General features: G+C 61.0%; 20 protein-coding genes. 10 read left to right on the forward strand and 10 right to left on the reverse strand.

What is annotated here, in order from left to right:
• Positions 1 to 39: 39 nt before the first annotated feature.
• A complete protein-coding gene (locus L1F31_RS14320) occupies positions 40 to 1,335 on the forward strand; it encodes a CDP-glycerol glycerophosphotransferase family protein (protein WP_265417943.1) in 1,296 nt (431 codons plus the stop codon).
• Between the two features lie 57 nt (positions 1,336 to 1,392).
• Here the strand turns inward: L1F31_RS14320 and L1F31_RS14325 are convergent, their stop codons facing one another.
• The 7 genes from L1F31_RS14325 to L1F31_RS14355 all read right to left on the reverse strand — a co-directional run bounded on the left by L1F31_RS14325 (position 1,393) and on the right by L1F31_RS14355 (position 11,916).
• Positions 1,393 to 3,282 (reverse strand): glycosyltransferase, encoded by a 1,890-nt coding sequence (locus L1F31_RS14325; protein WP_265420451.1) that lies wholly within the window; start codon positions 3,280 to 3,282, stop codon positions 1,393 to 1,395.
• 58 nt (positions 3,283 to 3,340) lie between these two features.
• Entirely contained in the window at positions 3,341 to 5,998 is a 2,658-nt protein-coding gene (locus L1F31_RS14330) for a glycosyltransferase family protein (protein ID WP_265417944.1), read from the reverse strand.
• A 121-nt stretch (positions 5,999 to 6,119) separates the two neighbouring features.
• Positions 6,120 to 8,240, reverse strand: a complete 2,121-nt coding sequence (locus tag L1F31_RS14335) for an acyltransferase family protein (protein WP_265417945.1) — start codon at positions 8,238 to 8,240, stop codon at positions 6,120 to 6,122.
• Positions 8,241 to 8,402: 162 nt separating this feature from the next.
• Positions 8,403 to 9,326, reverse strand: coding sequence for a glycosyltransferase family 2 protein (locus L1F31_RS14340; protein WP_265417946.1), 924 nt, complete (start codon positions 9,324 to 9,326; stop codon positions 8,403 to 8,405).
• Positions 9,323 to 10,153 (reverse strand): CDP-alcohol phosphatidyltransferase family protein, encoded by an 831-nt coding sequence (locus tag L1F31_RS14345; RefSeq protein WP_265417947.1) that lies wholly within the window; start codon positions 10,151 to 10,153, stop codon positions 9,323 to 9,325. The genes L1F31_RS14340 and L1F31_RS14345 overlap by 4 nt, the downstream gene beginning before the upstream one ends.
• A gap of 64 nt (positions 10,154 to 10,217) precedes the next feature.
• Positions 10,218 to 10,607, reverse strand: a complete 390-nt coding sequence (gene tagD, locus L1F31_RS14350) for a glycerol-3-phosphate cytidylyltransferase (RefSeq protein WP_039206950.1) — start codon at positions 10,605 to 10,607, stop codon at positions 10,218 to 10,220.
• 103 nt (positions 10,608 to 10,710) lie between these two features.
• On the reverse strand, positions 10,711 to 11,916 hold the full coding sequence (locus L1F31_RS14355) for a CDP-glycerol glycerophosphotransferase family protein (RefSeq protein ID WP_265417948.1): 1,206 nt from the start codon (positions 11,914 to 11,916) through the stop codon (positions 10,711 to 10,713).
• A gap of 198 nt (positions 11,917 to 12,114) precedes the next feature.
• Between L1F31_RS14355 and L1F31_RS14360 the strand changes: the two genes are divergently transcribed.
• Positions 12,115 to 13,245: a magnesium and cobalt transport protein CorA gene (locus tag L1F31_RS14360; RefSeq protein ID WP_265417949.1), complete on the forward strand. Its 1,131-nt coding sequence runs from the start codon at positions 12,115 to 12,117 to the stop codon at positions 13,243 to 13,245.
• Here L1F31_RS14360 and L1F31_RS14365 read toward each other — a convergent pair.
• Both L1F31_RS14365 and L1F31_RS14370 read right to left on the reverse strand, forming a co-directional pair.
• A complete protein-coding gene (locus tag L1F31_RS14365; protein ID WP_265417950.1) occupies positions 13,229 to 15,091 on the reverse strand; it encodes a glycosyltransferase in 1,863 nt (620 codons plus the stop codon). The two genes, L1F31_RS14360 and L1F31_RS14365, sit on opposite strands and share 17 nt — an antisense overlap.
• 108 nt (positions 15,092 to 15,199) lie before the next feature.
• On the reverse strand, positions 15,200 to 16,096 hold the full coding sequence (locus tag L1F31_RS14370; protein WP_265417951.1) for a CPBP family intramembrane glutamic endopeptidase: 897 nt from the start codon (positions 16,094 to 16,096) through the stop codon (positions 15,200 to 15,202).
• A 196-nt stretch (positions 16,097 to 16,292) separates the two neighbouring features.
• Here L1F31_RS14370 and L1F31_RS14375 point away from each other — a divergent pair, with 196 nt between their 5' ends.
• The 6 genes from L1F31_RS14375 to L1F31_RS14400 all read left to right on the forward strand — a co-directional run bounded on the left by L1F31_RS14375 (position 16,293) and on the right by L1F31_RS14400 (position 21,236).
• Positions 16,293 to 17,168, forward strand: coding sequence for a glycerophosphodiester phosphodiesterase (locus L1F31_RS14375; protein WP_265417952.1), 876 nt, complete (start codon positions 16,293 to 16,295; stop codon positions 17,166 to 17,168).
• A 91-nt stretch (positions 17,169 to 17,259) separates the two neighbouring features.
• Positions 17,260 to 18,021 (forward strand): pyrimidine reductase family protein, encoded by a 762-nt coding sequence (locus L1F31_RS14380; RefSeq protein WP_265417953.1) that lies wholly within the window; start codon positions 17,260 to 17,262, stop codon positions 18,019 to 18,021.
• Complete coding sequence (locus tag L1F31_RS14385; protein WP_265417954.1) at positions 18,018 to 18,521, forward strand: flavin reductase family protein; 504 nt, start codon at positions 18,018 to 18,020, stop codon at positions 18,519 to 18,521. Before L1F31_RS14380 ends, L1F31_RS14385 begins: the two co-directional genes overlap by 4 nt.
• A gap of 179 nt (positions 18,522 to 18,700) precedes the next feature.
• Positions 18,701 to 18,919 carry a hypothetical protein gene (locus tag L1F31_RS14390; protein ID WP_167201047.1) on the forward strand — a complete coding sequence of 73 codons (219 nt, stop codon included), beginning with the start codon at positions 18,701 to 18,703 and terminating at the stop codon, positions 18,917 to 18,919.
• A gap of 216 nt (positions 18,920 to 19,135) precedes the next feature.
• Complete coding sequence (locus tag L1F31_RS14395) at positions 19,136 to 20,431, forward strand: TrkH family potassium uptake protein (RefSeq protein WP_265417955.1); 1,296 nt, start codon at positions 19,136 to 19,138, stop codon at positions 20,429 to 20,431.
• A 64-nt stretch (positions 20,432 to 20,495) separates the two neighbouring features.
• Positions 20,496 to 21,236, forward strand: coding sequence for a potassium channel family protein (locus L1F31_RS14400; RefSeq protein ID WP_265417956.1), 741 nt, complete (start codon positions 20,496 to 20,498; stop codon positions 21,234 to 21,236).
• Between the two features lie 15 nt (positions 21,237 to 21,251).
• On the opposite strand, the gene L1F31_RS14405 is transcribed toward L1F31_RS14400, so the two are convergent.
• Positions 21,252 to 21,674: an organic hydroperoxide resistance protein gene (locus L1F31_RS14405; RefSeq protein WP_167198675.1), complete on the reverse strand. Its 423-nt coding sequence runs from the start codon at positions 21,672 to 21,674 to the stop codon at positions 21,252 to 21,254.
• A gap of 165 nt (positions 21,675 to 21,839) precedes the next feature.
• Between L1F31_RS14405 and L1F31_RS14410 the strand changes: the two genes are divergently transcribed.
• Both L1F31_RS14410 and L1F31_RS14415 read left to right on the forward strand, forming a co-directional pair.
• Complete coding sequence (locus L1F31_RS14410; RefSeq protein WP_265417957.1) at positions 21,840 to 23,282, forward strand: MFS transporter; 1,443 nt, start codon at positions 21,840 to 21,842, stop codon at positions 23,280 to 23,282.
• Positions 23,283 to 23,380: 98 nt separating this feature from the next.
• On the forward strand, positions 23,381 to 24,967 hold the full coding sequence (locus L1F31_RS14415) for an FMN-binding glutamate synthase family protein (protein WP_265417958.1): 1,587 nt from the start codon (positions 23,381 to 23,383) through the stop codon (positions 24,965 to 24,967).
• The last annotated feature ends 50 nt before the right edge of the window (positions 24,968 to 25,017 follow it).

Here is a 25,017-nt window from a genome sequence, read left to right on the forward strand (position 1 = left end):
GCTGGCTCAAGAAACTGTCTGAGGTAGAAGAGGCTCCCGTTGAAGAACCTGATCCGTAAACCAGCCCTATGGGCCGTGCGCTCTTCCGCATGGAAGAACACGAGCAAGTGGCTCAGGGGCACCGAACGGTGGAACCGTCTCGAGGACGAATTCGACGGCAGCTACGTCAAGGCTGAGGTGGTCGTCTATTTCGGTGATCGGAGCTCGAAGTTCTACCAGCTCGAGCAGTGGATCCCTGTCCTTGAAGAGCTGCATAAGAAGCACCGTGTCGTCTTGGTGATGCGAAAGGGCTCCGCTCTGCTTCGGACGATTGAGACCACGAACCTTCCCGTGGTGTTCAAACGCAAATTCGACCCGCTGCACACCTTCTATCATGCCAACGACTTCAAGTTGGCGCTCTACGTCAACAACGGGATGACGAACTTCCAGTCGCTGGCCTTCGCACCGATGGTGCACGTACACGTCAACCACGGCGAGTCGGACAAACTGAGCATGGTCTCGAACCAGGCCAAATCCTATGACAAAGTGTTCGTCGCCGGCGATGCTGCGATCGAACGGCACCGCAGAGCACTCATCGATTTCAACGAATCCGCTCTCGTCAAGGTCGGACGACCACAGCTCGACATCGAGCGACCTGTGGAACTGGAACCGTCCGATGCGCGAACCATCATGTATGCGCCGACGTGGGAGGGTGAGAATGATTCCAACAACTACACTTCGGTCGATCTCTTCGGTCCCCAGATCGTCGAAGCAGCATTGCAGATTCCCAACGCCCGAGTGATCTACAAACCGCATCCCCGAGTGGAGACGTCCAAAGATCCTGCGATGGCTGAAGCGAATACTCGGATCCTCGACCTCCTCGAGACAGCCAATGAATCGATCTCAGACGAGTCCATGCAACATCAGGTGCTCATGCAGGGCGATATTCTCGCGATGTTCGACGCGGTCGACCTGCTTATCACCGATATCTCCAGTGTCGGGCTCGACTTTCTCTACCTGCACCCCGAAAAGCCACTTGCGCTGACAGATCGCCGCAATGACACCGCTCGGCTCAATGCCGAAGCACCGATCAGTCGTGCCACTCCGATCATCGACATATCGACCATCGACAGCTTGAATCAGGTGTTCGGGTCGATGCTGTCCGAGGATTCGGCAGCGGAGGCTCGTCTCGATCTGCGCCGTCACTACTTCGGTGCCGGAGGAAAGGGGACGTCGACAGTCCTCTTCACTGAAGCGGTGTCGAAGCTGATCTCCGCTCGGGCCGTAGATCTGGAGCACTTCCATTCCGACGACAGTATCAACGCCGAGTCCGAGGACGAGTCCAACGGCGAATAGGAGTCGGAGGTGGGACAGAGCCACCGATTGGCGATGTCCCGCCTCCGGGCGGTCTTCCTACTGTGATTTCAGGGGTCGTACCGAGAGATTCCCATGCTTCGTGGGATACCACTCCCACTCCCCCGACTGCATCCCACTGTGCGTTCTCGGGAGTCGGATCCTCCGCTTCGACGTCCATAGATCGCGGGGCCTCCGCAGATAGACGTCAAACGTCTCACCCACCGACTCGGAGAAGTTCTCAAAATCCACATCGAATGTCACCACCTGCCGCCGCCCCATCCGCCGGGTAGACACCGAAGTGCTTCCGCAGACGAAGAACGTGTTGATATCGCGCGCGGCAACGACCATCTCCAGGCTTTCGAGGACCTGTCGGTGGAGATGCGCGAATTCGAGCTCAATTCTGCAACCTCCAGAGATCGCTTCGCACGAGGCTCTCTTCACCGCGACGGGGAAACCTGACGTGTCGATGCGGTCATCGGCCAAGTGTGCAGCCGCAGGCAATTCCTCGATGACCGTCTGCCAGCGCCGGTATCCGGTCTCCGGCAGATAGCGTTCGACCGTGTCCATGGCAGAATTGCGCATTTCCGCAACGGTATCTGTGCTCAGAGAGAGAAATTCCTCGATCTGATCTGCGAGGGCGTCGATATCATTCCTCGGCGTGATGAAGCCGTTGTGGCCCTGCTCGATCAGGTCGCGCGGGCCATAGGTGATGTCGTAGACGATCGGGATGCAACCAGCACCCATCGATTCCATCATCGACAACGGCAGTCCTTCACTGGTGCTCGTCAGCATAGAGAATGAAGCCGATGTCAACCTGTCTGCGACATCATTGACATAGCCGGGCAGCTCCACTCGATCACGAACGTCAAGGTCATCGATGAGCTTCTCCAGTTTGGGCCGTGCTGGCCCCTCTCCCAGGACAGTCAGAGAGACGTCGACACCACGGTCACGCAGTTTCGCCACTGCCCGAATCGGGTGGTCCACCCGCTTGAGTTCAATGAGATTGGCGATCATTACGGCCTTACCCACTGACCGTTCTTGCCGAGCCTCGGTCAGCACCGACCCTGCCGGCAGCTCTCCGGTCAGAAGCCTGATGTTGTCTTCAGTGAATCCGAGCGCTCGGACGGCGTCCGCCTGCTGACGTGTCTGCACCCCGACCACGTCGAAGCGGTCGAAGTTGCGCACAGTATCAACTCTGCGGGGCAGCACCTGGCCGTGGTTGCCGTTCCACGGATGACGTAGGTGGGTTCCATGGAGGAACAAAATGAGTGCGAAGTTCCGATCTGCGATCTCGTGGATGAACTCGCTGACCTTCTTGTCATCGGCGATGACGACAGCGGGCTCCTTGTTCACAACTGCCTTGACCCAGGCGTTGTAGAAATCTCGCGGACGTCGCCATTCCGCGATCGGTGTTCCATTCGGAGCACAGAGGACGAACCTGCTGCCCAGTTTCGGATCCCGGATGTCCGCGACCAGCAGGCTCCCATCTTCCCTGTAATAGTTGCGGCGAATGATCTTGCCGCTGCGCGCATTGCGGACTACGTCAAAGAATGAGGTGATGTTCTCGATTTCACCATCGACGTCCGGAATCGGGCTCTGCGGCTGTTCACCTTCGAGCTGCGCGAGTTCCTGGTCGGACCTGCACCGCAAGTCCGACCAGATGTTCATCAGCTCGACGTCATCACGCATCCGTCCCGACGAGACCAACCGATTCCGAATTTCCTCTGTGTCCATTCGAGGGCTGAACGTCAGGATAGTCTGCGACATCGGCCTCCCGAAGTTCTGAAAGCTCCGAATCCGTCGGAGGGCCGCGGTCGTCATTCCGCCCATCGATTCGGGGATCCCCCACAGGACGTTGTAGACGTGCACTTCATCGGTCCCGAGCTGGTAGTCGCGATCGTTCTGGACCTGACTGTTGTCGTTGACGTCATGCGTTCGTCGAGCCATAAAACTCACTGATGGTATCCTTCTCAGCTCTGGTCGTGCGGCAGTCTCGGCGCGCTGATCAACGTGTCAGCGTCATGCGACCGTAGTAGCGTGTCTGGCGTCGCCAGTTGACGATCTTGGGGCTGTCCGACGTCTCCCACTGGGCGCGGACGTTCCACTCGTCGTCGATGTCGGAGTACTTTCCGCCGACGATCGTCTGCATTGCGTCAACGTAGCTGAGCTTGAGGTCCTGCATCAGGCCGATGATCTTGGTGACGAGGCCTTCGCTGCGCATTTCGCTGAGGTTGAGGACCGCAGTCTGTGGGTCGAAGGGAAGGAAGTCCTCGGTGAGGCCGGCATGACTTGCGAAGACGAAGTTCAGCGCGCCGACATGGTCGTCGCCGAACGCGCTCGCGATCCTCCTCATCAGGGTCAGACCGCTGGAGCGGTTCTTCCTCACGTCATGTTTCGCGGCGAGCAGTGCACCCTCGAGTTCGGCGCTTGAGAACTCGACGATGTCGGCAGAGAATTCGCCGGCTGCGGGAACAACGACGAGGCGCTCATGGTCAGGGAACAGCACGGGAAGCAGCGCCTGCACCAGGTCCGATTCGTTGGCAATATCGCCATAGGACACGGGTTCCAAGCTCCGAACTGTTCCGTGTGAGAGCTGTGCTTGGATCTCATCGGCGGCCTCAGCACTCACCGCTCCAGACGGAAGCCAGAGGCGATACTGCCCTGAGGCGTGGGCATCGATGGACCTGATTGCCGTAGCAACCAGTGACTCTTCACCCTTCTCGACAGTCATGAAGACGTCTGTGACCTGTGCTTCGGGAGCTGCCTTGTCCACCTTGCTCACTGCCGAATCGATCGCAGTGCCGTCAGCGATAGGAAGCTCAGCTGCAGCCAGGTACTCATCGGCGGCGACCATGTCGTCCGCGGTGATCTCTTCCCACTTCGAGTAGATTTCGCTTTCCGAAGCTCCAGTCGCGATAAGTGGAAGCAGGACAGACAGTTTGTCCAAGATTCCGTTCCGGATTGTGTCGAACTCGGCTTCGTCGATGCCGATCAGTCCGCCGAAACGTGAATCCGATTTGTTCTTCGGTTCGAATTCGACCTCGGCGCCCACCGATCGTGCGGGCAGGTTCGCATGCAGTCGCGAGGTGAGGACTCGCTTGTACTTGTAGGCGTAGTCGGCGACCCAGTTGCGGGCCAGTTCCAGGTTCTCCGGGAACGTCTTGTCGCGGATCGCGGTGACCGTCTGCTTCTTCTTCGGCCCTTTTCCGCCCTTGGTCCAATCGATTCGCACCGTGCCGGATCGACGATCAGCCGACGGAGCCGGGAACAGGGTGTCGACCGTTGTGGTGAGGCACCCGGAGAAGAATGCCGGAACGCCGACGGCTCTGAGCACGGCGACCGACTGCCAGTCACGGCACCCCACTGGGCCGTACTTCTTCAGGTAGGCGATGGCATCGGGGGTGAGCATCTCCGGGTAGCGGACGAAGACGGAGAGCAGAATGGGACGCAGATTCGGGTGGAAGGGAATGTTGAATGACTTCCCGAAGATGTCATGCATGTACCAGCCGAAGGCGATGTACCAGGTGTCTTCCGGAATATCCTGATAGACGTTGCCGTCTCTGTAGACCTCAACGAGGTTGAGCTCAGCCTCAGGTCCTGCATACTTTCGTTCGTCTTTAACCGACTTGCGGAGCTTCTTGAAGAGCTCGGTCAGCCCCTGGTCGCCCGAGAAGCTGAGATTCTGGTACCGCAGAAGGTGACCTATCGACGCGATCGTCTGGATGTAGTCGCCGATGTTGCGGGAGCGGATCCCAGGCTGGTCGTAGCTGAGCACACCGAAGTTGCGTTTGCCGGCCGCAGTCGGGAGAGGCTCGAGGTGCTTTCCGCCCGGAAGCCAATCGAGCATGCGGTTGAGCTCGTAGCGCACCGCCGATTCCATCTGGTCCGACTGCCTTTCGAGGCGTGACTCGATGAGTGTGCGCACATGGTCGAAAGCTCCGATGCAGAATGCCGACTCGGCTGTGCGCAGCACTGCTTTGTCGCTCCAACGGTCGGTTTCGCCTGCTTCGTTCGAGCGGTCCAGGAGCGGCAGGGCTTCCTGCCCGAGGGTGTCGATTGCAGTAGGGAAGTATTCTTCGGCTGCGGAGACGATGATGTCGCGGTCGTCGATCTTTGCAAATTCTGCCCACGCCACCTCTGGGTCAGATGACCGCTGATACGCCATTCCGAGGATCACCCTGCCGGGTTCCTCGGTCGATGCACCGCTGCGCAGATTCAGACCGATGGACACTGCCTCGGCCAAGTTTCCTTCTGCGACGAGAATCCGCGCCGCGTCGACAACCGACTCACCGAAAGCTGATCCTTGTGCAAGTGCCTCCGAGAGTGTCGCGTGAGCCTTGACGCGCGCCTGCTGGCACGCCTTTGCGTCGACCTCTCGAGTCGAGGGTGCAACCGTCCATCCGTCCGTGTTGTCGGCTGTCTTGCCTTTGAGCCCTGACGCCAGCTTTCGATACGCGCGAGCGGTGTCCGTCGCGATCTTCTTCGACGAACCGGCCGATTTCCCGGCCCCTGTTCCTCCGGCGGCTCGTTCACGCACGTACTTCGTCCCGGATGCTCGTTCCACCACGGGCAGGGCACGTCGGGCGATTCCGTGGACGACGGGTTTCACCAGTTCTCGTCCCTTGCTGAAGTATCGGTCGGCGGCGTTTCGTCCAGTGGTCACTCGTTCAGTCCTTTGCAGAGGTTTCGGTGATCGGTCGTTGGTTACGGTCGACGGTCAGGGGCAATCAGGCACACGCTATCCGACTTGACTGTCAGTTCGATGAACCGCAGCAGTCGCAGTCTCAATCGAAAGTGCCAAGTCCTGTCTTGCGGAGGCTGGCGTCAAGTTGCGGGGCAAGAGTCTGCGCATAGGTCGCGGTGATATGGGCGGTATCGAAATAGGTGATGACTCCGCCGATGACCGGTTCGCATCGCCCGTCCGGGCAGAACCAGTCCTGAGGGTAGACAACCGACAGATTCTTTGCATCCATGGTCCTCGCCGAGGCGGCAAGCGGATCCATCCAGTGCCATGACTCCGGGGTTCCGGAGCACTGCTCGAGGTCGTCTTCGTGTTTGGCAACGCAATCCGGCACGGTGATATCGGCCCCACCGGGATATGGGGTGTCCCGAATGACTACGACGTCGAGATCGGCGTCGACCCAGCGCTGCAGGATCTCACGATGTCCTTCGGGGGCCTTCTTCTCGGTTTCTTCCCAGTCCATACCATCCAGCGGAGTTGATTGCCGCTCCGAAGTGATCACTGCGTCGAAGCCGCCTTCGGTCGTTCTCTTCGAGACCCAGTCGGCGTAGTCCTGACATCCCTTGGTTTCGTCCGGAGTCGACAGGTCCTGAGGCAGGGTCGAAATGCTGCAGTTCGATGCGAGGAATGTCGTGATCGTCAGATCGTGCTCATCGGCCAAGCGCTCGAGCGTCGGCAGCCAATGACCGGCATGCGAATTTCCGACGAGTGCGACACGTTTCGACCCGTCTCCATACGTGCATTCCGGTTTGCTCGCATATGGTGCGCTGGCCCAACAGCCATCGGCATAGGCCTTCGACTTGTCCTTCTTCGCCGCAGCGGGTTCCATCTGCAGCGAGTCCTTGTCTTCGCAGTTGGGATTGTCCTTTGCACTGGGGAGGAGAATCCCGGCTCCGAGGCAGGAATCAGGGTCGTCCAGCTGGGCCTGCAGCTTGTCCTCATTCTCTTCGACAATAGTGTTGGCGATGACCATCTGGCTGAGACCGAGCGCAGCGACCAGCGACATGGCAAGTGCCGCAAATGCGAAGGTCTTCTTCGAACTGCTGAAGAACGACGACTTGCGGAACCGGTTCTCAACCCAAGTCGTTGAAGCCCACGCGGCGATGATCGAGACCAGGATGATGGCGATATTGTCCAGTACGCCGAGGCTCTCCGAGCGTCCGAGCTTGGCGGAGAGGTAAGGCACGAGGACAATGAGCGGCCAATGCCAGAGATACACGGAATAAGAGATATCTCCGAGGAACCGAATCGGCCGCAGTGACAGCAGCGGAAGCACAGACGTCCTGCCCCGGGAATCGGCGAGGATGACGAGAGCTGTCGACACCACAGGAACCAGCGCGATGTAGCCGGGGAACGGCATGTCTGCACGGATGAGGAAGGTGGCCGCCACGATTCCGGCGAGTCCTATCCATCCGAGCAGTGAGCTGAACGGGAGCCGCTCCGGGCGAACGTAGAGAACGAATACGGCAACCAGACCGCCGGTAGCCAATTCCCACATCCTGGTCGGGGTGATGAAGTAGGCCATGGCCGGCTCGGCAGCCGTGTACCAGATGGAAAAGACGAACGAGGCCAGGAAGATTCCGAGGACGGTGAAACCGATGAATTGCTTGGACCGGCCGAGCTTCGTCCCGACGAGGAACGCCAAGCCGATGATCATCGGCCAGACGAAATAGAACTGTTCCTCGACGGACAGCGACCAGAAATGTTGGACCGGCGACGGAGCATTGTCCGCAGCCAGATAGTCGACGCTGGATACAGCGAAATCCCAGTTGACGACGTAGAGCCCTGCGGAGAGGATCTGGCGTCCGGTATCTGCCCAGATCGATTGCGGAGCAACCAGGAAGGTGGCGATGCCGACGAGGAAGAGGACGAGCAGCGATGCCGGCAACAGGCGCCTGACTCGTCGTGCCCAGAACTTTGCCACGTCGCCCCAACTCCGTGGAGGGGATTTGATGAGGTGGCTGGTGATCAGGAATCCGGAAATGACGAAGAATACGTCAACACCGACAAACCCGCCGACGAATCGGTCGGGCCACAGGTGATAGAGCAGAACGATACCCACGGCCAGAGCTCGCAGCCCCTGGATATCGGAACGAAAACCCGTGGGTTTGGGCGCACTCGCCCTCTGCGGGGAGTTTTCAGCGACGGGGGCTGTCGACTGCATCAATCGGCTCCACTCAGTTTCTCAGTCGGTTGGTTCGGACCCGACTGCGGTCCCTGTCATTACTCGTTTCCGTCGTACGCGGCAGACAGCATGCTCTCCGGAGACTCACCCGGACTGATTCCTGCCGTCTTTACGCGCACCGTTCGACACGGCGGCGTGAAGTCACACGATCGGCGGCCTGCCATGCCGGGACATTCGAAGGACGCCTCTCCGTGAGAGCTTCTGCCTGTCTTCGTCTTGACCCCACGGGTCGAGACGCCACCCGGCACGCCATCCTTCCATCCAAGCTTTGAGCTGGTGCGGTTTGTTCGCCCACTTGATGAATTGCATCAACGTCCAGGAGCCCACGTATGCCCAGCTGAATGGCCACGGCAGATTGCGTCGCGCCAGCCAGACTCTGTTCCTTGCGTTCATGTAGAAGTACTCGTCGTGACGTCTCGGGTCGATCACCGGGTGGGCGACGGCGAGGTCACCCATATACCAGACGATGTAGCCGGCGTCCCAGACCCTCCATGCAAGTTCGATGCCCTCGTGCGCATACCAGAATGGTGCAGGCCATCCGCCGCACTCGTCGAATGCCCGACGCTGCATGCAGACCGCGCCTTCCCACACCGAGAACACGTTCGATGAGTGGTCAGCGCTTCCCTTCTTCAGTCTGGGAATCCACCGTTTCGGCGCATCCGGTCCACCTGGTTCCTCGACCCTCGGCTGGATCAGCCCGATCTGCGGCTTTGTGCGCATCAATTGGGCCATGCGCATCAGCGACGTGTCATCAGGCAGCCAAGCGTCATCATCGAGGAAGAACAGGAATTCGCCATCGACGTGAGGAACGCCGGCGTTGCGACCGGCAGGGATTCCGAGGTTCTCCGGAAGTCCCAACTTCTTGACCTGGTCCGGAATGCCTTCCGGCTCCCAACCGTTTCCCACGCAGACGATGTCGAGATCGACGCCCTTCTGCGCCAGCAGCGACTCGAATCCTCGGTTGAGGTCGTCCAGTCGCTTGCCTTGGCTGAGAACGACAACGCCGAATGTGTAACGTCGATTGTCTTCGAACTTCTGGGAGAGGATCCTCGATGACTCGCTCATGACAGCCTCCTTGATGCCATGATCGCCATGAAGTGGCCGATGACGGAGAGCAGGCACAGCGGAGCCATGATGAGGACGAGCCAACGTTCGCCGAACAGGGGCTCGGCTCCTGCCGATGCCGCTATCGCGGTGATGATGCTCGAGGCCAATGCCATCAGAGACATCTCTACCGAATGGAAGATGCGGTGGAAGGGCACAAACCGAGCGATTCGTTTGAGGGTGGAGATGACTCCCGGATTCAGTGCTGTGGCTTCCTTCGAATCCGCGAGTTTATCGAGTCCGTTGAACGCGCGGGAGACATGAACCATGTCGTTGAGAGCCTTGTTGAGAAGCACCAGTCCGGCGAGAACCGTTCCGGCGAGCAGAAGCGGGTAGGACCCAGCGGGATCGTCGATGAGGTTGTTCCACTCCCCCACTGCTCGGATTCCGAGTGCAACCGCAACCAGACCCTCAGTCGTGTAGTGGCCGACCTTGTCCAGAAACACACCTTTGGCACCGCTGGTTCCTCGCCAACGGGCAACCTCACCATCACAGCAGTCGATGTACATCTGGGCCTGAGAGAAGAAGACAGCCAGAATCGCGCCCCAGATGCCTGGGATCAGAAGACTGAAGGCGATGCACCAACCTGCCACGATCATCAGGCCGGTGACACCATTGGCACTGATCTTCGTACGCACGAGCAACATCGTGAAGTAGATCGAGATATGGCGGAGGTACAGCTGCGCCGTCCAGTGCTCGGCATTCTTCCGGCTGCGAACTTCCGGCGGCTGCGCCTTGGCCCGAAGCTCCGACAGCGTCGGATGTTTCGCCGAAGGCTTTTCGGGCACGTCCGTTCCTCTCAGATCCATGATGGTGTCCAGTCACGATAGCGCGAAGCCCGCGCCGTCACGGTCAGGACTTGCCCAGCTCGCTCTTGATCCGCGTCGTCGAGATCTCAGGAGTGCGCGGCAGATAGACGACCTCGCACTTGTCCTTGAGGAAGTCGAACTCCCCTTCCCAATCGTCGCCCATGACAAAGGTGTCGATATGGTATTTCTCGACGTCGGTCGACTTCTGCTCCCAATTGTCTTCAGGAATGACGAGGTCGACATAGCGGATGGCTTCGAGCATGTGCTTGCGCTCTTCATAAGAGAAGTACGACTTCTTACCTTTACCCGCATTGAACTCATCGCTCGACAGTGCAACGACAAGGTAATCGCCCTGTTCCTTGCACCGTTGGAGCAGTCGAATGTGCCCGTAATGGAGCAGGTCGAATGTTCCGTACGTGATGACTCGTTTCATGGCTGATTCCGTTCAGAGGTCGAAGCTCACCTCGTGAGCCGCAGATTTAGTTCCGCGTTAGTTTATCATTCTGTTACTTAAAGTTTAGAAAATGTCACACGGCTCACTCGGCGTGCTTCATACGGTGTTCTTCCGAACGGTGTCTGATCACTTGTTCGCTCGATTTGATGAAGCGCGAAGTCTGTTGGCCAGTTGCAGTATCCCCAAGATAGAACTGAGCCAACTCAGCGACGGATCCGATTCGCGCGTCGGCTTCTTCAATGAGGTCGACAACTCCTTGCTTGCTCGCTGGGTCGACCGCCGGGCACTGGTCAAGAAGTCCGCCTTCCAGCACCTCCGCAGCTGGCTCATGGGGTTTGACCATCACAAGGGGTTTCCCGGAGGCGAGCCAATCGAAGGCCACGGAGGTCATTTCGACGACGGCAAGATCGGCTTCGTCCAACTGCCATGACACGTCCGGACTCTTGTCGAGGAACCCGCGAGGATCCGATTCGACGATCTCCGCTACATCTTCTACAGCCTTCTCGAACTCATGACGCATCACTCCGGTACGTGGATGCGGTCGGAAGATCACTCGGTATCCCGCTTCAAGAAGAGATGTGACGATCTTCTCTCCGTTGTAGGCGATGGTGCCATACGCCATCGACGGGGAGTCGCCTTCCCACGTCGGTGCGTAGAGCACCGCTCTGCCATCGGGGTTCGATTTCTTGAACTCTTCCCAATCAGACGGGACGGATCGTGGACGGTCCAGTTGGGGGCGGCCGACATCGAGCATCCGATCACCGCGCATACCGTAAAGAGTCTGCTCAATCCGTTCTCTCGCCGCCTGGCCGGCGGTGAAAACATAGTCATATCCCTTGAGCTGATTGGAGATCATCGAGATCTTCTCGCTCTCACCGTGGCTGAGGTGCACATGAGCCGGTTCGGGATAGCGGAGTGCCTGAAAGTTGCTTGTCCCCTGGTTGACATAGAACACTGTCCGCAGACTCGGTGCCTGCATGAACTCGTCCAGTCCCTTCGTCAGGCGTGAGAAGCGGACAGGAAACGAGGTGACGCCCTTGAGATGTCTGGCGACGAGTGAATTCCGGACGATGATGCCGAAGGGGCGGTCCCCGAAGCCGAGGTCTTTCAGTCGGGACTCGAGCTGTTCGAACGGCCACAGCCACTGTTCGAGCTGGTAGACAGAGCTGAGGTCCCCGGCAAAGTACGCGGCCGCAACGAATGCGTCGTCGTCCTGAGGATGGAAATCATCAGATAGCCGAGATTCACGAACACGCTCACGCAGTCTCTGCGCGGCGAGCTTGGCCACTGACTGCGCGAACGAGGCACCACGAACTGCGGTCTGCGGCAATTCTGCCGGTAGGAAGGTCATGGAGACTATTGTGCATGCCTATCTGTGCTCCCCCTGAATTACGCCTCCGTTCCAGGTGAACGGATGTCCGATCGATAATCGACTCTTTCATCGACAATCGGCTATTTTTGGGTGAGATTCTGCGAAAGGGAGTACATGTCACCTGAACGTCGGCTGCGGTTCGAACGGTCGTCTCTGCGGAAGCGTCCTTCGACCACGCCCCACGACAACGTCGCTCGGGAGACCACGCTGTTCAGCCGGCAGATCATCAACAGCGAACCCCAGGAGCTGACAACTGCGTCGACCTTCAGCGACGCATTGGCCGCGCATATTCCGGAGGGCACACCGACAGAAACGACCGGGTCGATCACTCAGGTGGTCATTCCGCGCTCGACTCCCGAGCTCCTCACCGAGATCGCCTCTGCGTGGGATCTCCATCCGGTTCTCATCGACGACCTCTTTCATGCGAATCAACGGGCGAAGGTCGAACGCTACGACGATGTCCTCTTCGTCGTTCTGAAATCAGCGATCTACATCGACGCGAAAGAGGAAGTCGAGTTCAACGAGTTCCACCTTCTCATGAAGGACGATGTGCTCGTGATCATCTGTCAGGGAGACCGCTTCATCGACGGAACACCGATTCCGGCGGACACCAGCGGAGTCCAGGAGTACTTCACGAACGAGAAGCGCAGCTGGGCGAAAGACCGCGAACTTCTCACGCTCGGACCGGAAGCGCTCATGTACCGCCTGCTCGACACCGTGGTCGACGGGTACTTCCCTGTTCTCGATGGGCTGCAGGACGACAAGGACGGGATCGAGAGACAGGTCTTCAGCGGGGACACTGCCGCTGCCGAGCGCATCTATCTCCTCAGCCAAGAAGTCATCGATGTCCTTCACAACTCAACCCACCTCAATCGGCTGACGCAGGCGCTCGGAAACGGGGCCGCCAAATACGCGATTCCTGACGACCTTCGCGCCTACCTCGACGACGTCACAGATCACCTCACCAGAGTCCTAGCCGAAGCCGGCGAACTGCGCGAGGCCTTGTCCCAGATCCTCAACGTCAATTCGACGCTGGTCGCCCAACGACAGAACGAGGACATGAAGAAGATCTCCGGATGGGCCGCGATCCTCTTCGCCCCCACTCTCGTCGGAGCGATCTACGGAATGAACTTCGACGATATGCCCGAACTCCACTGGGCGTTCGGCTACCCGATGGCGCTGGGGCTCATGTTCGGACTAGGTGTTGTGCTCTACGTCGTCTTCCGAGTCAAGAAGTGGATGTGAGTCCGTCTCGGATGAAGCGACCGCTGAGATTTCCGTGTTTGGTCGAATAGAGATGCAGCGCAGCCGACGATGAGAGGGCTGAGTCCTCGCTGCAGGCTAAGCGCACTCTTTCGAATCCTCGCCCGAAGACGAGGTCGAGGGAGAAGTCGACATACTCTTCTGTGATGGGTTCAATCCGAGAGAGCGGAATATCGGCCGTGATCAGCTCCATGCTGCTGTGGGCTTCGACTCGCCCATAGAAGGTCCCAGTTCGCGACTTCCACGAGATGAACATCTGCTCGGGCGTGCTTCCTCCGAGATCAGAGACGCTCAGAGTGACAGAGACTCCATCGGCAGTCACCTCGGCAGTTCGAACCTCTGCCCGCGCGTTCTCGGCACGGATGATCGGAACGAACGGCTGAGCCGCCAGAACCTCTCCCCACCGTCGGACGATGGGATCGTGGAAGAAGTCCGCGGCCCGGGCGACGGCGTTTCGGCGCATCCTCGAGACCTCGTCCTCGGGCAGAGACAGGAACGTCGAGATCGCGGCGGCCAGTCCGTCGACGTCGCCGGGTGCGACGAGGAATCCATCGGTCCCGTGCTCGATGATGTCTGCGGGTCCGTAGTCCACCGCGTAGCAGATGGGGATGCACCCCGCCGACATGCTTTCCAGCACCACGAGCCCTTGACCTTCGAAGCGGCTCGTCAGGAGGCTGAATGAGCTGGAGAGGAAGTTCGACTTCGCTCCATCCACGTGGCCGTGGAGCGTGACTCGGCCGGCTGCGTTCCCGCTCTCGATGAGCTCGCTGAGCATCGGCCGGTCGTCGCCGTCCCCATACACGTCAAGCATCACCTGCTGACCATCGGCCACAACGCTTGCAACGGCGGCGATTGCGTCTTCCACGCGTTTCTGCGGTGATAGACGAGCAACCATGGAACCTCTGCTGCGAGGCCGTGGTCGGTCCGGATCTCCGTGCAGATCGTCCGTCAGGTTCGACACTGTCGCAAGCTTTCCGGCCGACAGGTCCAGTCCTTCCATGGCGACTCGCTGCGAATCGGTGAGCGTCGTCGCCAGATCGAATCCGTCCAGTTGACGGAGGTAGCCGAACTTGTCTTCAGCCAACGCACCGGTGGGCTCATCATCGGCATCAGCAAGAAAGTGATTGTGGTTGACCATGCAGAGAATGACGTTGTCGCGCCGGTATTCATGAATGAAATTGCCGACGAAGGCAGAGTCGCAGATGAGGTAGGAGGGCTTGTCTCCGATGACGATGTCGAGCCACGCCTGATAGAAATCTCGCGCCGTTGACCATTGTGCGATGACCGTCTGTTCGCGGTCGAACAGTGTGATCCGACGACCGCCTCGGCGACCGGGCTTCTTCATGTCCTGGCGATCGATGACAAGCAGGTGCCCTCGATCGTGGTATCTGTCGGCCTGGAGCAGACTGTCCTCGGAATCGTTCCTCTGTTCAGTCCATTCCTGACCGGTCCGCGTGATGACATCATCGGCTGCTGTCGGATCGGGGTCGACCGTGCCGACCATTCTGCGCAGTTTTCGGTCAGACCAGGAGGTGAGGTCCTGCCACAGATTGCGGACTTTCACCTTACGATCGATTGACCCGGCGGCCCGAAGCTCGCGTTCCCGATCCAGGCCTTTCATCTCAGGGCTCAGAGTCAGAATCTCAACGCGCCGGTTGTCGAGCCGAGCGAAGGCGGAGCTCCGTTCCAGCGCGACCGTGGTCATGCCGCCGTAGTCGTAGCCGATGGTCCACGTCAGAGTGAAGTAGCTGCCTTCGGGCAGGAGACCGCGATGAGGGAATCGGTGGGGATGGGACTGTCTTGGGGATGTTTCGGGGATGCTGTTCACTACAGAAATATAGGCCGACCGCGGAGCAGCCGACCGCCGACACACCACAACCGAATGGTGATGTGCATTTCACGATGAGCCTTGGCGGATTCCGGGTCATGAGGCCGTTCACTGTAACCCCGGCCTGTCGAAGAACAGGCGGCGTTCCCTGACGATGATGATCGCCGAGAGGATGAGCATGAGTCCCGTCTGGATGACCTTCGAGTCCGGGTCGGTCATGAAAGTCTCCGCGGACATATTCGCCGAAGCGTGGAAGACCACCGGGATGAGGATGCTGCGTCCGCACCGAAAATACAGCCAGTTCATCACGAGCACGAACGCCACCATCGAGACCGGGAAGTTCAAGGTCTGCAGCACACCCGATTCGACGACCTCGTTCTGGTAATAGCCGTCGATGAACGACAGCGGCACATGCCACAGCGCCCAGATGAGGGTGAAGAGCAGCGACGCCGAGAACACCCGCATCTTCCTCACCAAGGTGTCGGTGCCATAGCTGTGCCAGGCGAGCTCTTCGATGACGGCGGCCCCGATGAGCGTCACCCAGCCCGGCATCAGCCCCGTCGAAAAGGTGAACCCTCCCCGCAATCTGAACTGACCGGGATCGTAGCCGAAGAACAGTGACAGTCCTTGAGCTGCCATCAGGGTCACGGGAACCAGGAACACCGCCGCGACGAGGAACGGCCACCGCGCAAAACTCGGCCACTTCAACCTGTTGATGATGTCGGCTCGCAACTCCGGCCGATGCCGGACAAACGCGACGACCACGGCGAGAGGGGCGAACAGCCCCGCCAATGACAGCACCAGGGTCCCGACGAGCACGGTCTGATTCTGCTCCGGCAGATGACTGAGGTAGGCGGCCGCGAACCAGAACGCCCACGGCAGCGCCGTCGCCCACACATAGAACGCAACCGGGCGATCGTATCTGTGCAGCACCTCTTCATCCTGGCGACCCCGTGTGACGACAGGGTCAACCGGAACGCTTCCGAGGGCGGGGTCGGTGACCATAGCGCAAAGAATAGAGTCCGGTCGGGTGCGAAACCAGGGATGCACGTTCCTCACCACGATGTCCGCGAATGCGGACGTACGGCAGTGGGCGGCCGCCTCGGCGAGATTTTTCATTTCCCACCCGTTCGTCCACTCTGCCGATGACGTTCACAGCACCTTTGCCGCACGGTCGCCTGCGCTTCGTAGCGTCGCGGTCGTGAATACACAGAGAGAGAAATCCACACGCACCCGTCCGTTCACGATTCTCGCCACTGCCGTTCTAGCGGCATCGGCCACCTTCGGTGCAGGCCTCGCCCCTGCGGCAGCCACCGGGCTCGGATCCACCGGTGAAGCACCGGGACTCGACTCCCCCAGCGGCTTCACCGCCCCTGACAAGGTCGCCGACATCGAATTCCCGACGACAATCTCCCACCGAGGCGGCGCCAACGTCTACCCGGAAGAATCCATGGAAGGATTCACCGCCTCGGCGAAGGACGGATTCCTCCCCGAGATGGACATCCAGTTCCTCGAAGACGGCACCCCCGTCCTCATCCACGACGACACCGCAGACCGCACCCTCAACGGCGTGACCGGACCCATCCGGGACCTCAGCCGTGAGGAATGGGACTCGGCCACGATCAAGCACCCGGCCGGCGGAGAGGAAGCCGCCACTGTCACTCTCGACGAACTCCTCGACGAGATGGGCGGCGAGGTCGTCATGGTTCCCGAGATCAAGCCCGGGGCCACCCCCAAGGAGGTCGACCGGGTCCTCGACGAATTCGACGAACGCGGACTCAAGGACTCGCTCGTCGTCCAGTCCTTCGATTTCGAAGCGGCGAAGACGATCGCCGACCGCGGATACACCTCGCTCTACCTCATGGGCTCGACCATGCCGAAGGAATCACCGGCCGAGATCAAGGACGCCGGAATCGAATGGGTGGGACCGAGCAAGAACCTGCCGACGAACAAGATGCGCGAGCTCGACAAGGCCGGCTTCCACGTCGCCCCGTACACGCTCGAGACTTCGAAGGACGGGCAGCGCCTGCCCAGGTTCATCGACGGCTACTTCACCGACGACGCCTGGACTGACTGAGTTCCTCGCACCGATGATCAAACAGCGGGATCCGGGAGAGGGTCGGAAAATCACCGCCGCGAGTGCCCGCGACGTTGAGTAGACTGCACGAATGGAGCCTCTCGAACGCGGCACCCCGATCCCGGACCCGCTGACACCCTATCTCGAGGTCAACCGCTCCCAGCCGCGGCACGAATGCTGGGTGACCGGTCACATGGTCGCCGGTCTCGACGGCACCGCTGCCATCCACGGGCGCGTCGGCGCGCTGTCGACAGAGCCCGACCAGGACCTCTTTCGACGGATGCGGCAGATCGCCGATGTCGTCATGGTCGGTGCTCAGACCATCCGCAATGAAGGCTATGCCCCGATGCACCTGGACGAGTCCGCCCGAGAACAGCGTCGAATGCGGGGCCAGTCCGAGATGCCACCGGTGGCCATTGTCAGTCGCAGCCTCGACCTCGACTGGTCGTCACAGGTCTTCACTGGAGCCCCCGAACACGCACGCACCATCGTCATCACGTGTGCCAAGGCCGACCCGCAGCGGCTGGCAGACGCAGAAAAGGTCGCCACAATCATCATCGCAGGTGTTGACCGTGTCGAACCAGCGGAGGCTCTGCAGGCTCTCGCCGGGCTCGGCTACCGGGTCGTGCTCTGCGAAGGCGGACCCCGGTGGCTCGGGGAGCTCGTCGCAGCGGACCGACTCGACGAACTGTGCCTGTCGATCTCACCGATGATGGGTGGTGATCCGCTGCCGGTGAGCATTGCGCCGCCCGGTGCCGGGATCGCACAGTTCTCGCTGAAGTCGACGATGGTCGCCGATGACACCCTCTTCCTCCGCTACGAGGCGAAACCGCCTGACGGAAACGGCTCATGAACACCATCGAGGACCTCATTGGATCGGTCGATTCCCCACTCATCGTCGTCACCACCTCGGCGGAGGGCGAACGGGCCGGCTGTCTGGTCGGATTCCATTCGCAGGCGAGCATCGATCCGGAGCATTACTGCTTCTGGCTGTCGAAAGCCAATCACACCTACCGGGTGGCGCTGCGTTCCGAGCGTTTCGCCGTCCATTTCCCTACCACCGGGGACAGTGAGCTGGCCCGGTTCTTCGGGTCGCGCTCCGGATCGGAGACGGACAAGTTCGCCGGTCTTGACTTCACCGTCACCGAGGATGGGGTGCCCTTGCTCGCGGACCTGCCGAATCGCCTCATCGTCGAACGCATCACGATGCTCGACGACGGAGGCGATCACGTCTGCCTCACGGCCCGTGTGCTTGCGACCGAGACGAAGGGCGGCTTCGCGTCGCTGCGCCCTTCACAACTGGGAGACCTCAGCCCCGGGCACAGCGCCGAGGAACGGGCGATCCGCCCGTGAGCCGACCGCGTGCCGATCTGCTGTCAGCGATGACGGAACAGACGATCAGACACACTTCCTCCACACGGTAACAAGAGACAGCGTGGTCGATAACCCCTGTCGTGGCCGAGATTCCATCCGTAGCGTGGATCATCTCAGCGGGAGCAGAAGCCCCGCAGAGCGCTAAGGAGATGATTACGATGGCCACCGACATCAGCAGCCCGGTCAAGGACAAGAACTACAACCTCATCTGGGCGATCGAAGCGTCATTGAGCAATGTGTGGAAGCTCGAGACCTACGTCCAGGATGCTCGGGAACAGGGCGATGAGGAACTCGCCGACTGGTTCAGGAAGATCCAGGAGAACAACCGTACGGCCGGCCAGCAAGGCAAGGAGATGCTTCTCCAACGTCTTCAATGACGTCTAGACAGAGCCCCGGTTCGCCGGGGCTCTGGTCTGTCCGGACCTGCGACAGGACCTTAGACGCCCCGAGGCACGAGTACCGAACAGACCCCCTTGTGGCCCGGAGGAACATCGGTACTGTTGAAGCTATGACGACAATGGCAGAGGCCATTCGGGGTCGATAGCATGCCGACCGCGCATCATCCTCATCGCAACGCCATCGACCGTGTAGTAGTGACCTACCTTGCGGCTCTGATCCTCGGCACAGGCCTGCTGATGCTGCCCGCAGCGACGTCCACTCCCGGCGGCATCTCAGTGCTGTCTGCGCTCTTCACCGCCACTTCCGCGATCAGCGTCACGGGCCTGGAGGTGCTCTCGACCGGCAGCGACTACACGTTCTTCGGCCAGGCCGTGATCCTCGGTCTCATCCAGATCGGCGGCCTCGGCGTCCTGCTGCTCACGACTCTTCTGGCCATGCTCGTCGCGGGAAAGGTCGGGCTCAGGCTCCGCGAGTCGGCCGCCGCCGAGGCCAAAAGCTCCGATATCGGAGGCGTCCGACCCATGGTTCTGCGGATCATCGGTCTCACCGTCGCCACCGAGGCGGCCGTTGCCACGATGCTGTTCCTTCGCTTCTCCACCCACTACGGCGAAGAAGCCGGAAACGCGGCGTGGGACGCGGTCTTCCATGCAGTCTCGGCTTTCAACAACGCCGGCTTCGGTCTCAGATCCGACAGTCTCGCCGGCTACGCCACCGATCCCTTCGTCTGTGGTCCCGTCGCCGCGGCCATCATCCTCGGCGGACTCGGCTATCCGGTGCTCATCGAGATCGTCCGCCGCTACCGGACTCCGCTGGCGTGGAGCATGACGACGCGTGCGATGGTCGCCGCCACTCCCGTTCTGCTCCTTGCCGGCACGGTGTTCATCGCCGCCGTCGAATGGAACAATCCCGGCACTCTGGGACGATTTGACTGGTGGGACAAACTGCAGGTGGCCGCATTCCAATCGACGACCACACGCACGGCGGGCTTCAGCACGGTCGATTTCGCGCAGCTGCACCCCGCCACCTGGTTCGTCATGGACATCCTGATGTTCGTCGGCGGAGGCCCGGCGGGAACCGCGGGTGGCGTGAAGATCACCACTGTTCTCGTGCTGCTGGCGATGACCTGGGCAGAGATCTCCGGAGGCACGGCAACGAACCTCTTCGGATCCCGTGTGGCACGTTCGGCGTACCGACAGGCGGCGACGGTGATCGTTCTGGCTCTCGCGCTCATCGCCACAGCCACCATCGTCCTCATGCTCGACGACCCGCGGCCCGGACTCGGCCGACTCCTCTTCGAGGTCATCTCCGGCTTCGGCAACGTCGGCCTGTCGACCGGCATCACCGCCGGACTGCCCGGAACGAGTCAAGCCGTCCTCATCACAGTGATGATCCTGGGGCGACTGGGTCCGGTGACCGTCGCTTCCGGACTGGCACTGCGGGCCCGCGCCATCCGCTACGAGCTTCCGGTCGAACGGCCGCTCATCGGCTGAGCCGGGTGACCGGCACCGCTGCCTCCCAGCCAGACCCCACGCACTCTCGGAAAGGAGACCGGAGATGAAGAGCAGAAAGTGGCGCACACGACCTGCGGCGTTCTTCTTGGGCAACCCCCACCCCCTGGCCAGGGACGGGGCGGTGGCCGTCATCGGGCTGGGCCGCTTCGGCGGATCACTGGCCACAGAACTGGCCGCCTACGGCGTCGACGTCATCGGCATCGACATCGACGAGGCGGTCGTGGCCCAATACTCTGACAAACTGGCCTTCGTCTCCCGGACGGATGCGACGGATGAGACCGTTCTGCGCCAGGTCGGCATCGAGGAGGTCAGCCGAGTGGTGATCGCCATCGGCAACGACGTCGAAGCCGGCATCCTCGTCGCTTCGAAGGTCCTCAAGATCGGGAATCAGCATATCTGGGCCAAAGCCGTCAGCCAGACTCATGCGGACATCCTCGGACAGTTGGGCATCGACAATGTGATCCGTCCCGAGAACGATATGGGGCGACGGACAGCGCATCTCATCCGCGGACACATGTCCGACTTCATGTCAGTCAGCGAAGATTTCGTGCTGGCTCGCACCGCCCCGCCAGTGCGCATCTCGGATTCACCGCTGGCGTCCTTCGACATCAGACGCGAGTACGGGATCAGTGTCGTCGCATTCAGACGCGACGGTGAGGACACCTGGAACATCGCTGATCAGGATGTCACTCTCTATGCCAACGACGAGATCCTCGTCGCAGGATCTCCCCGCGAGGTGGAGGACTTCAGCACCCTCGACGAAGAGGACGACGAGGAGGGCTGAAGTCCTCGACCGGTCTCAGACCGCGACGACCTCGACGGGGATGTTGCCGCGAGTGGCCTTCGAATAGGGGCAGAGCTCATGGGTGCGGTCGACGAGCTTCTGCGCAGTCTCGGGGTCCACACCGGGGATGCTCACCTCGAGTCTCACCGACAGGCCGAAGCTCTCACCCTCTTTGCCGATCCCGACCTGCGAGTTGACGACGGACTTCGAGGTGTCGACGCCCTGTTCCTTGCCCGCCAGCCCGAGTGCGCCCTGGAAGCAGGCCCCGTAGCCGACGGCGAAGAGCTGTTCGGGGTTGGTGCCGCCGCCCGGTCCGCCCTGTTCCTTCGGTGTGCGCAGGTCGACGTCGACCATCTTGTCATCGGTGGCGCCGTGTCCGTCCCGGCCGCCGGTGATCTCCGCGCGAGCGGTGTACGCGATGCTCTCAGGTGTATTCACTGTCTGCTCCTCACTAATGCTGATGTCACAGGTCTCCCGAGACTAACGCAGTTGCCGCGTTCCCGTAAGGGGGCGCAGCAGCCCTGGTCACAGTGCTAACCTGCCGGCCAGAAGCCGTTGAGACATTACGGAACAGAGACAATCGCAGACGGGAGGACAGACGCCGTGAACGAGTCCGATGAGAAGATCCCCACGCCCGACGGCATCGACATCAAGACGATGCCGCCCGGAGACAGACGCACACTCAGACGAGCCATCAGCGGCTCCGCCCTCGGAAATGCCGTCGAATGGTTCGACTACGGTGTCTACTCCTACGTCTCCGTCTACATCGCCAATGCGTTCTTCCCCGGCGAGTGGGGTGTGGCGCTCACCTTCGCCTTCCTCGCCCTCTCCTTCGTCTTCCGTCCCTTGGGCGGCTTCGTCCTGGGCCCCCTCGGCGACAAGGTGGGGCGCCAGCACATCATGGTTCTCACCATCATCATGATGACCATCCCGACGACGCTGATCGGCATCCTGCCGACCTATGCCACGCTGGGTGCGTTCGCTCCCATCCTCCTGCTGCTGTGCAGGATGGTCCAAGGCTTCTCCACGGGTGGAGAATACGGTGGTGCTGCTGTCTACATGGCAGAGTCGGCCCCTGATAAGCGCCGGGGCTTCTGCGGGTCGTTCCTCGAACTCGGCACTCTGGCCGGTACCGCCTCGGCGGCCCTGGTCTGCACCGTTCTGCTCGTCCTCGTCGGCAGCGACGGCATGGATGCCGGCTGGTGGCGGCTGCCGTTCCTGCTCACACTCCCGCTCGGCGGCATCGCCCTGTGGCTTCGGATGAAACTCGATGAGCCCGAGGCGTTCTCCGCGGCGACGAGCCGACAGCAGACGACGAAGAAGCCCTTCCGAGATCTCTTCCGCGGTTACTCGAAGCAGATCACCATGCTCATGGCTTTCGTGGTCCTGCTCAACATCGGCCAGTACATGGTGCTCACGTATATGCCCACCTACCTCAGCAGCACATTGGGCCATTCGGAGGTCGAGAGCAACTTCACGCTCGTCATTGTGCTCGCGGCGATGATGGTCGTCATCACACCTTTGGGCCGGCTGACCGACACAATCGGGCGCAAACCGGTCCTCTACACCTCGGCGATCGGGTTCATCGTCCTCTCCCTCCCCGCGTTCCTGCTCATTCAGGCTGAGGGCGCCGGCCTGCAGATCCTGGGATTGGGCATCATCGCCCTGCTCCAGGTGATGCTCCAATCGTGTGTCTCGGCGACCCTGCCGGCGATCTTCCCCACACAAGTGCGCTTCTCCGGGTTCGCCATCGGCTACAACATCTCCACCGCGATCTTCGGCGGCACGACCGCGGCAGTGAATACCTTCGTCATCCAGAAGACCGGTTTCGAACTCTTCCCCGCCGTCTACCTCGTCGCCGCCGGTCTCATCGGACTCATCGGCATCCGCTTCTTCAATGAGACAGCCGGCCGACCCATCGACGGTGCCACTCCACCTGGCTCCGAAGACGAAGAGCTCGCCGAGATGGGCTACGACCTCATCGGCTTCAACGACAACGGCACCGACGATGACACCGGCAGCGGTGACAAGCAGGTTTCCCACTGACGTCGCCGCCGCTTCCCAAGCACCGGTCGGAGGTCCACGATGGAGTGAGAGAGCGGGGCAGCTCGACCTCGGCTCGGATTCCAGTCTGAGGAGGACTCATGGGACGTTTTCTGCTGATCACGTCGACACTCATCGCGCTCATCGCGGTCGCCTGGGCAGCCGCCGTCGGACCGTGGGCATGGTGGGTCCTCGGTGCGGTGGTCCTCGCCATCGTCGGCGTGGCCGCGTACGACCTGCTTCAGCGCAAGCACTCTATTCTGCGCAACTACCCGGTAGTCGGTCATCTACGATTCCTGTTGGAGACTCTCCGACCCGAACTCCAGCAGTACTTCATCGAACGCAACTGGGACGGACGCCCTTTCGATAGAGACATCCGCTCCCTCGTCTACGAACGTGCGAAGGGAATCCACGGAGAGCTCGCTTTCGGCACCGAACGGGACGTCAACTCCGCCGGCTACGAATTCCTCATCCACTCCACCGCTCCCGTCGCGGTTCCGGACCAGACGCCTCGTGTGCAGGTAGGTGGGCCGGACTGTACGAAGCCCTACAGCATGGCGCTGCTCAACGTCTCGGCCATGAGCTTCGGCTCCCTGTCGCCCAACGCCGTCAGGGCGCTCAACCGCGGTGCCGAACTCGGCGGCTTCGCCCATGACACCGGTGAAGGCGGGATCTCCGACTACCACCTCGAGAACGGCGGCGACCTCGTCTGGGAGATCGGTTCGGGCTATTTCGGCGCCCGGACCGACAGCGGCGACTTCGACCCCGCCCAGTTCGCCGACCAGAGCTCCCGCGACCAGGTCAAGTGCGTCTCACTCAAACTGAGCCAGGGTGCGAAACCCGGAATCGGAGGCGTCCTGCCCGCGGCGAAGGTCAACGCCGAGATCGCCCGAACCCGCGGCGTCCCGCAAGGCGAGAAGTGCGTGAGCCCGGCCGCCCACAGCGTCTTCAGCACCCCGGTCGAACTCATCGAGTTCATCGCCCGGATACGCGAACTCTCGGGCGGCAAGCCCACGGGATTCAAACTCTGCGTGGGATCCCGCACAGATGTGCTCGCGATCTGCAAGGCGATGCTCGAAGTCGGAACCGCACCCGACTTCATCATCGTCGACGGTTCCGAGGGCGGCACGGGAGCCGCTCCCCTCGAGTACGAGGATCACGTGGGGACTCCGCTCACCGACGGCCTGCTCACCGTCCACAACGCGCTGGTCGGAACGGGCTTGCGGGATCGGATCCGCGTCGGCGCCAGCGGGAAGGTCGCCGCGGGCAACGACATCGTCAAACGCCTCATCCAGGGGGCAGACTATACGAACTCGGCCCGCGCCATGATGATGGCCGTCGGCTGCATTCAGGCTCAGATCTGCCATACCGGACAGTGCCCTGTCGGCGTCACCACCCAGGACCCCAAACGGCAGAGGGCCCTGCATGTGGGTGACAAGAGTGAGCGGGTGCGGAACTACCAGGAGGCGACCGTGCAGCAGGCCGTGGAGATCATGGCATCCATGGGCGTCAGCGATCCTTCCGAACTCTCCCCGCAGCAGCTCCACTGCAACCTCGGCCGCAATGAACACGTGTCGTACGCCGAGCTCTTCGACTGGCTCGAGCCGGGAGAGCTGCTGACGCAGCCGCCCGAGTCCTGGAGCCGCGACTGGGCGAGGGCCGATGCGGGAACGTTCCGTTCGGTCTGAGCACGGGATTCAGCGACTTTCGCTGACAAGGAACCTAGTCTGATACCGTG

It is taken from the genome of Brevibacterium spongiae (genome assembly GCF_026168515.1).
GTDB lineage: Bacteria > Actinomycetota > Actinomycetes > Actinomycetales > Brevibacteriaceae > Brevibacterium > Brevibacterium spongiae.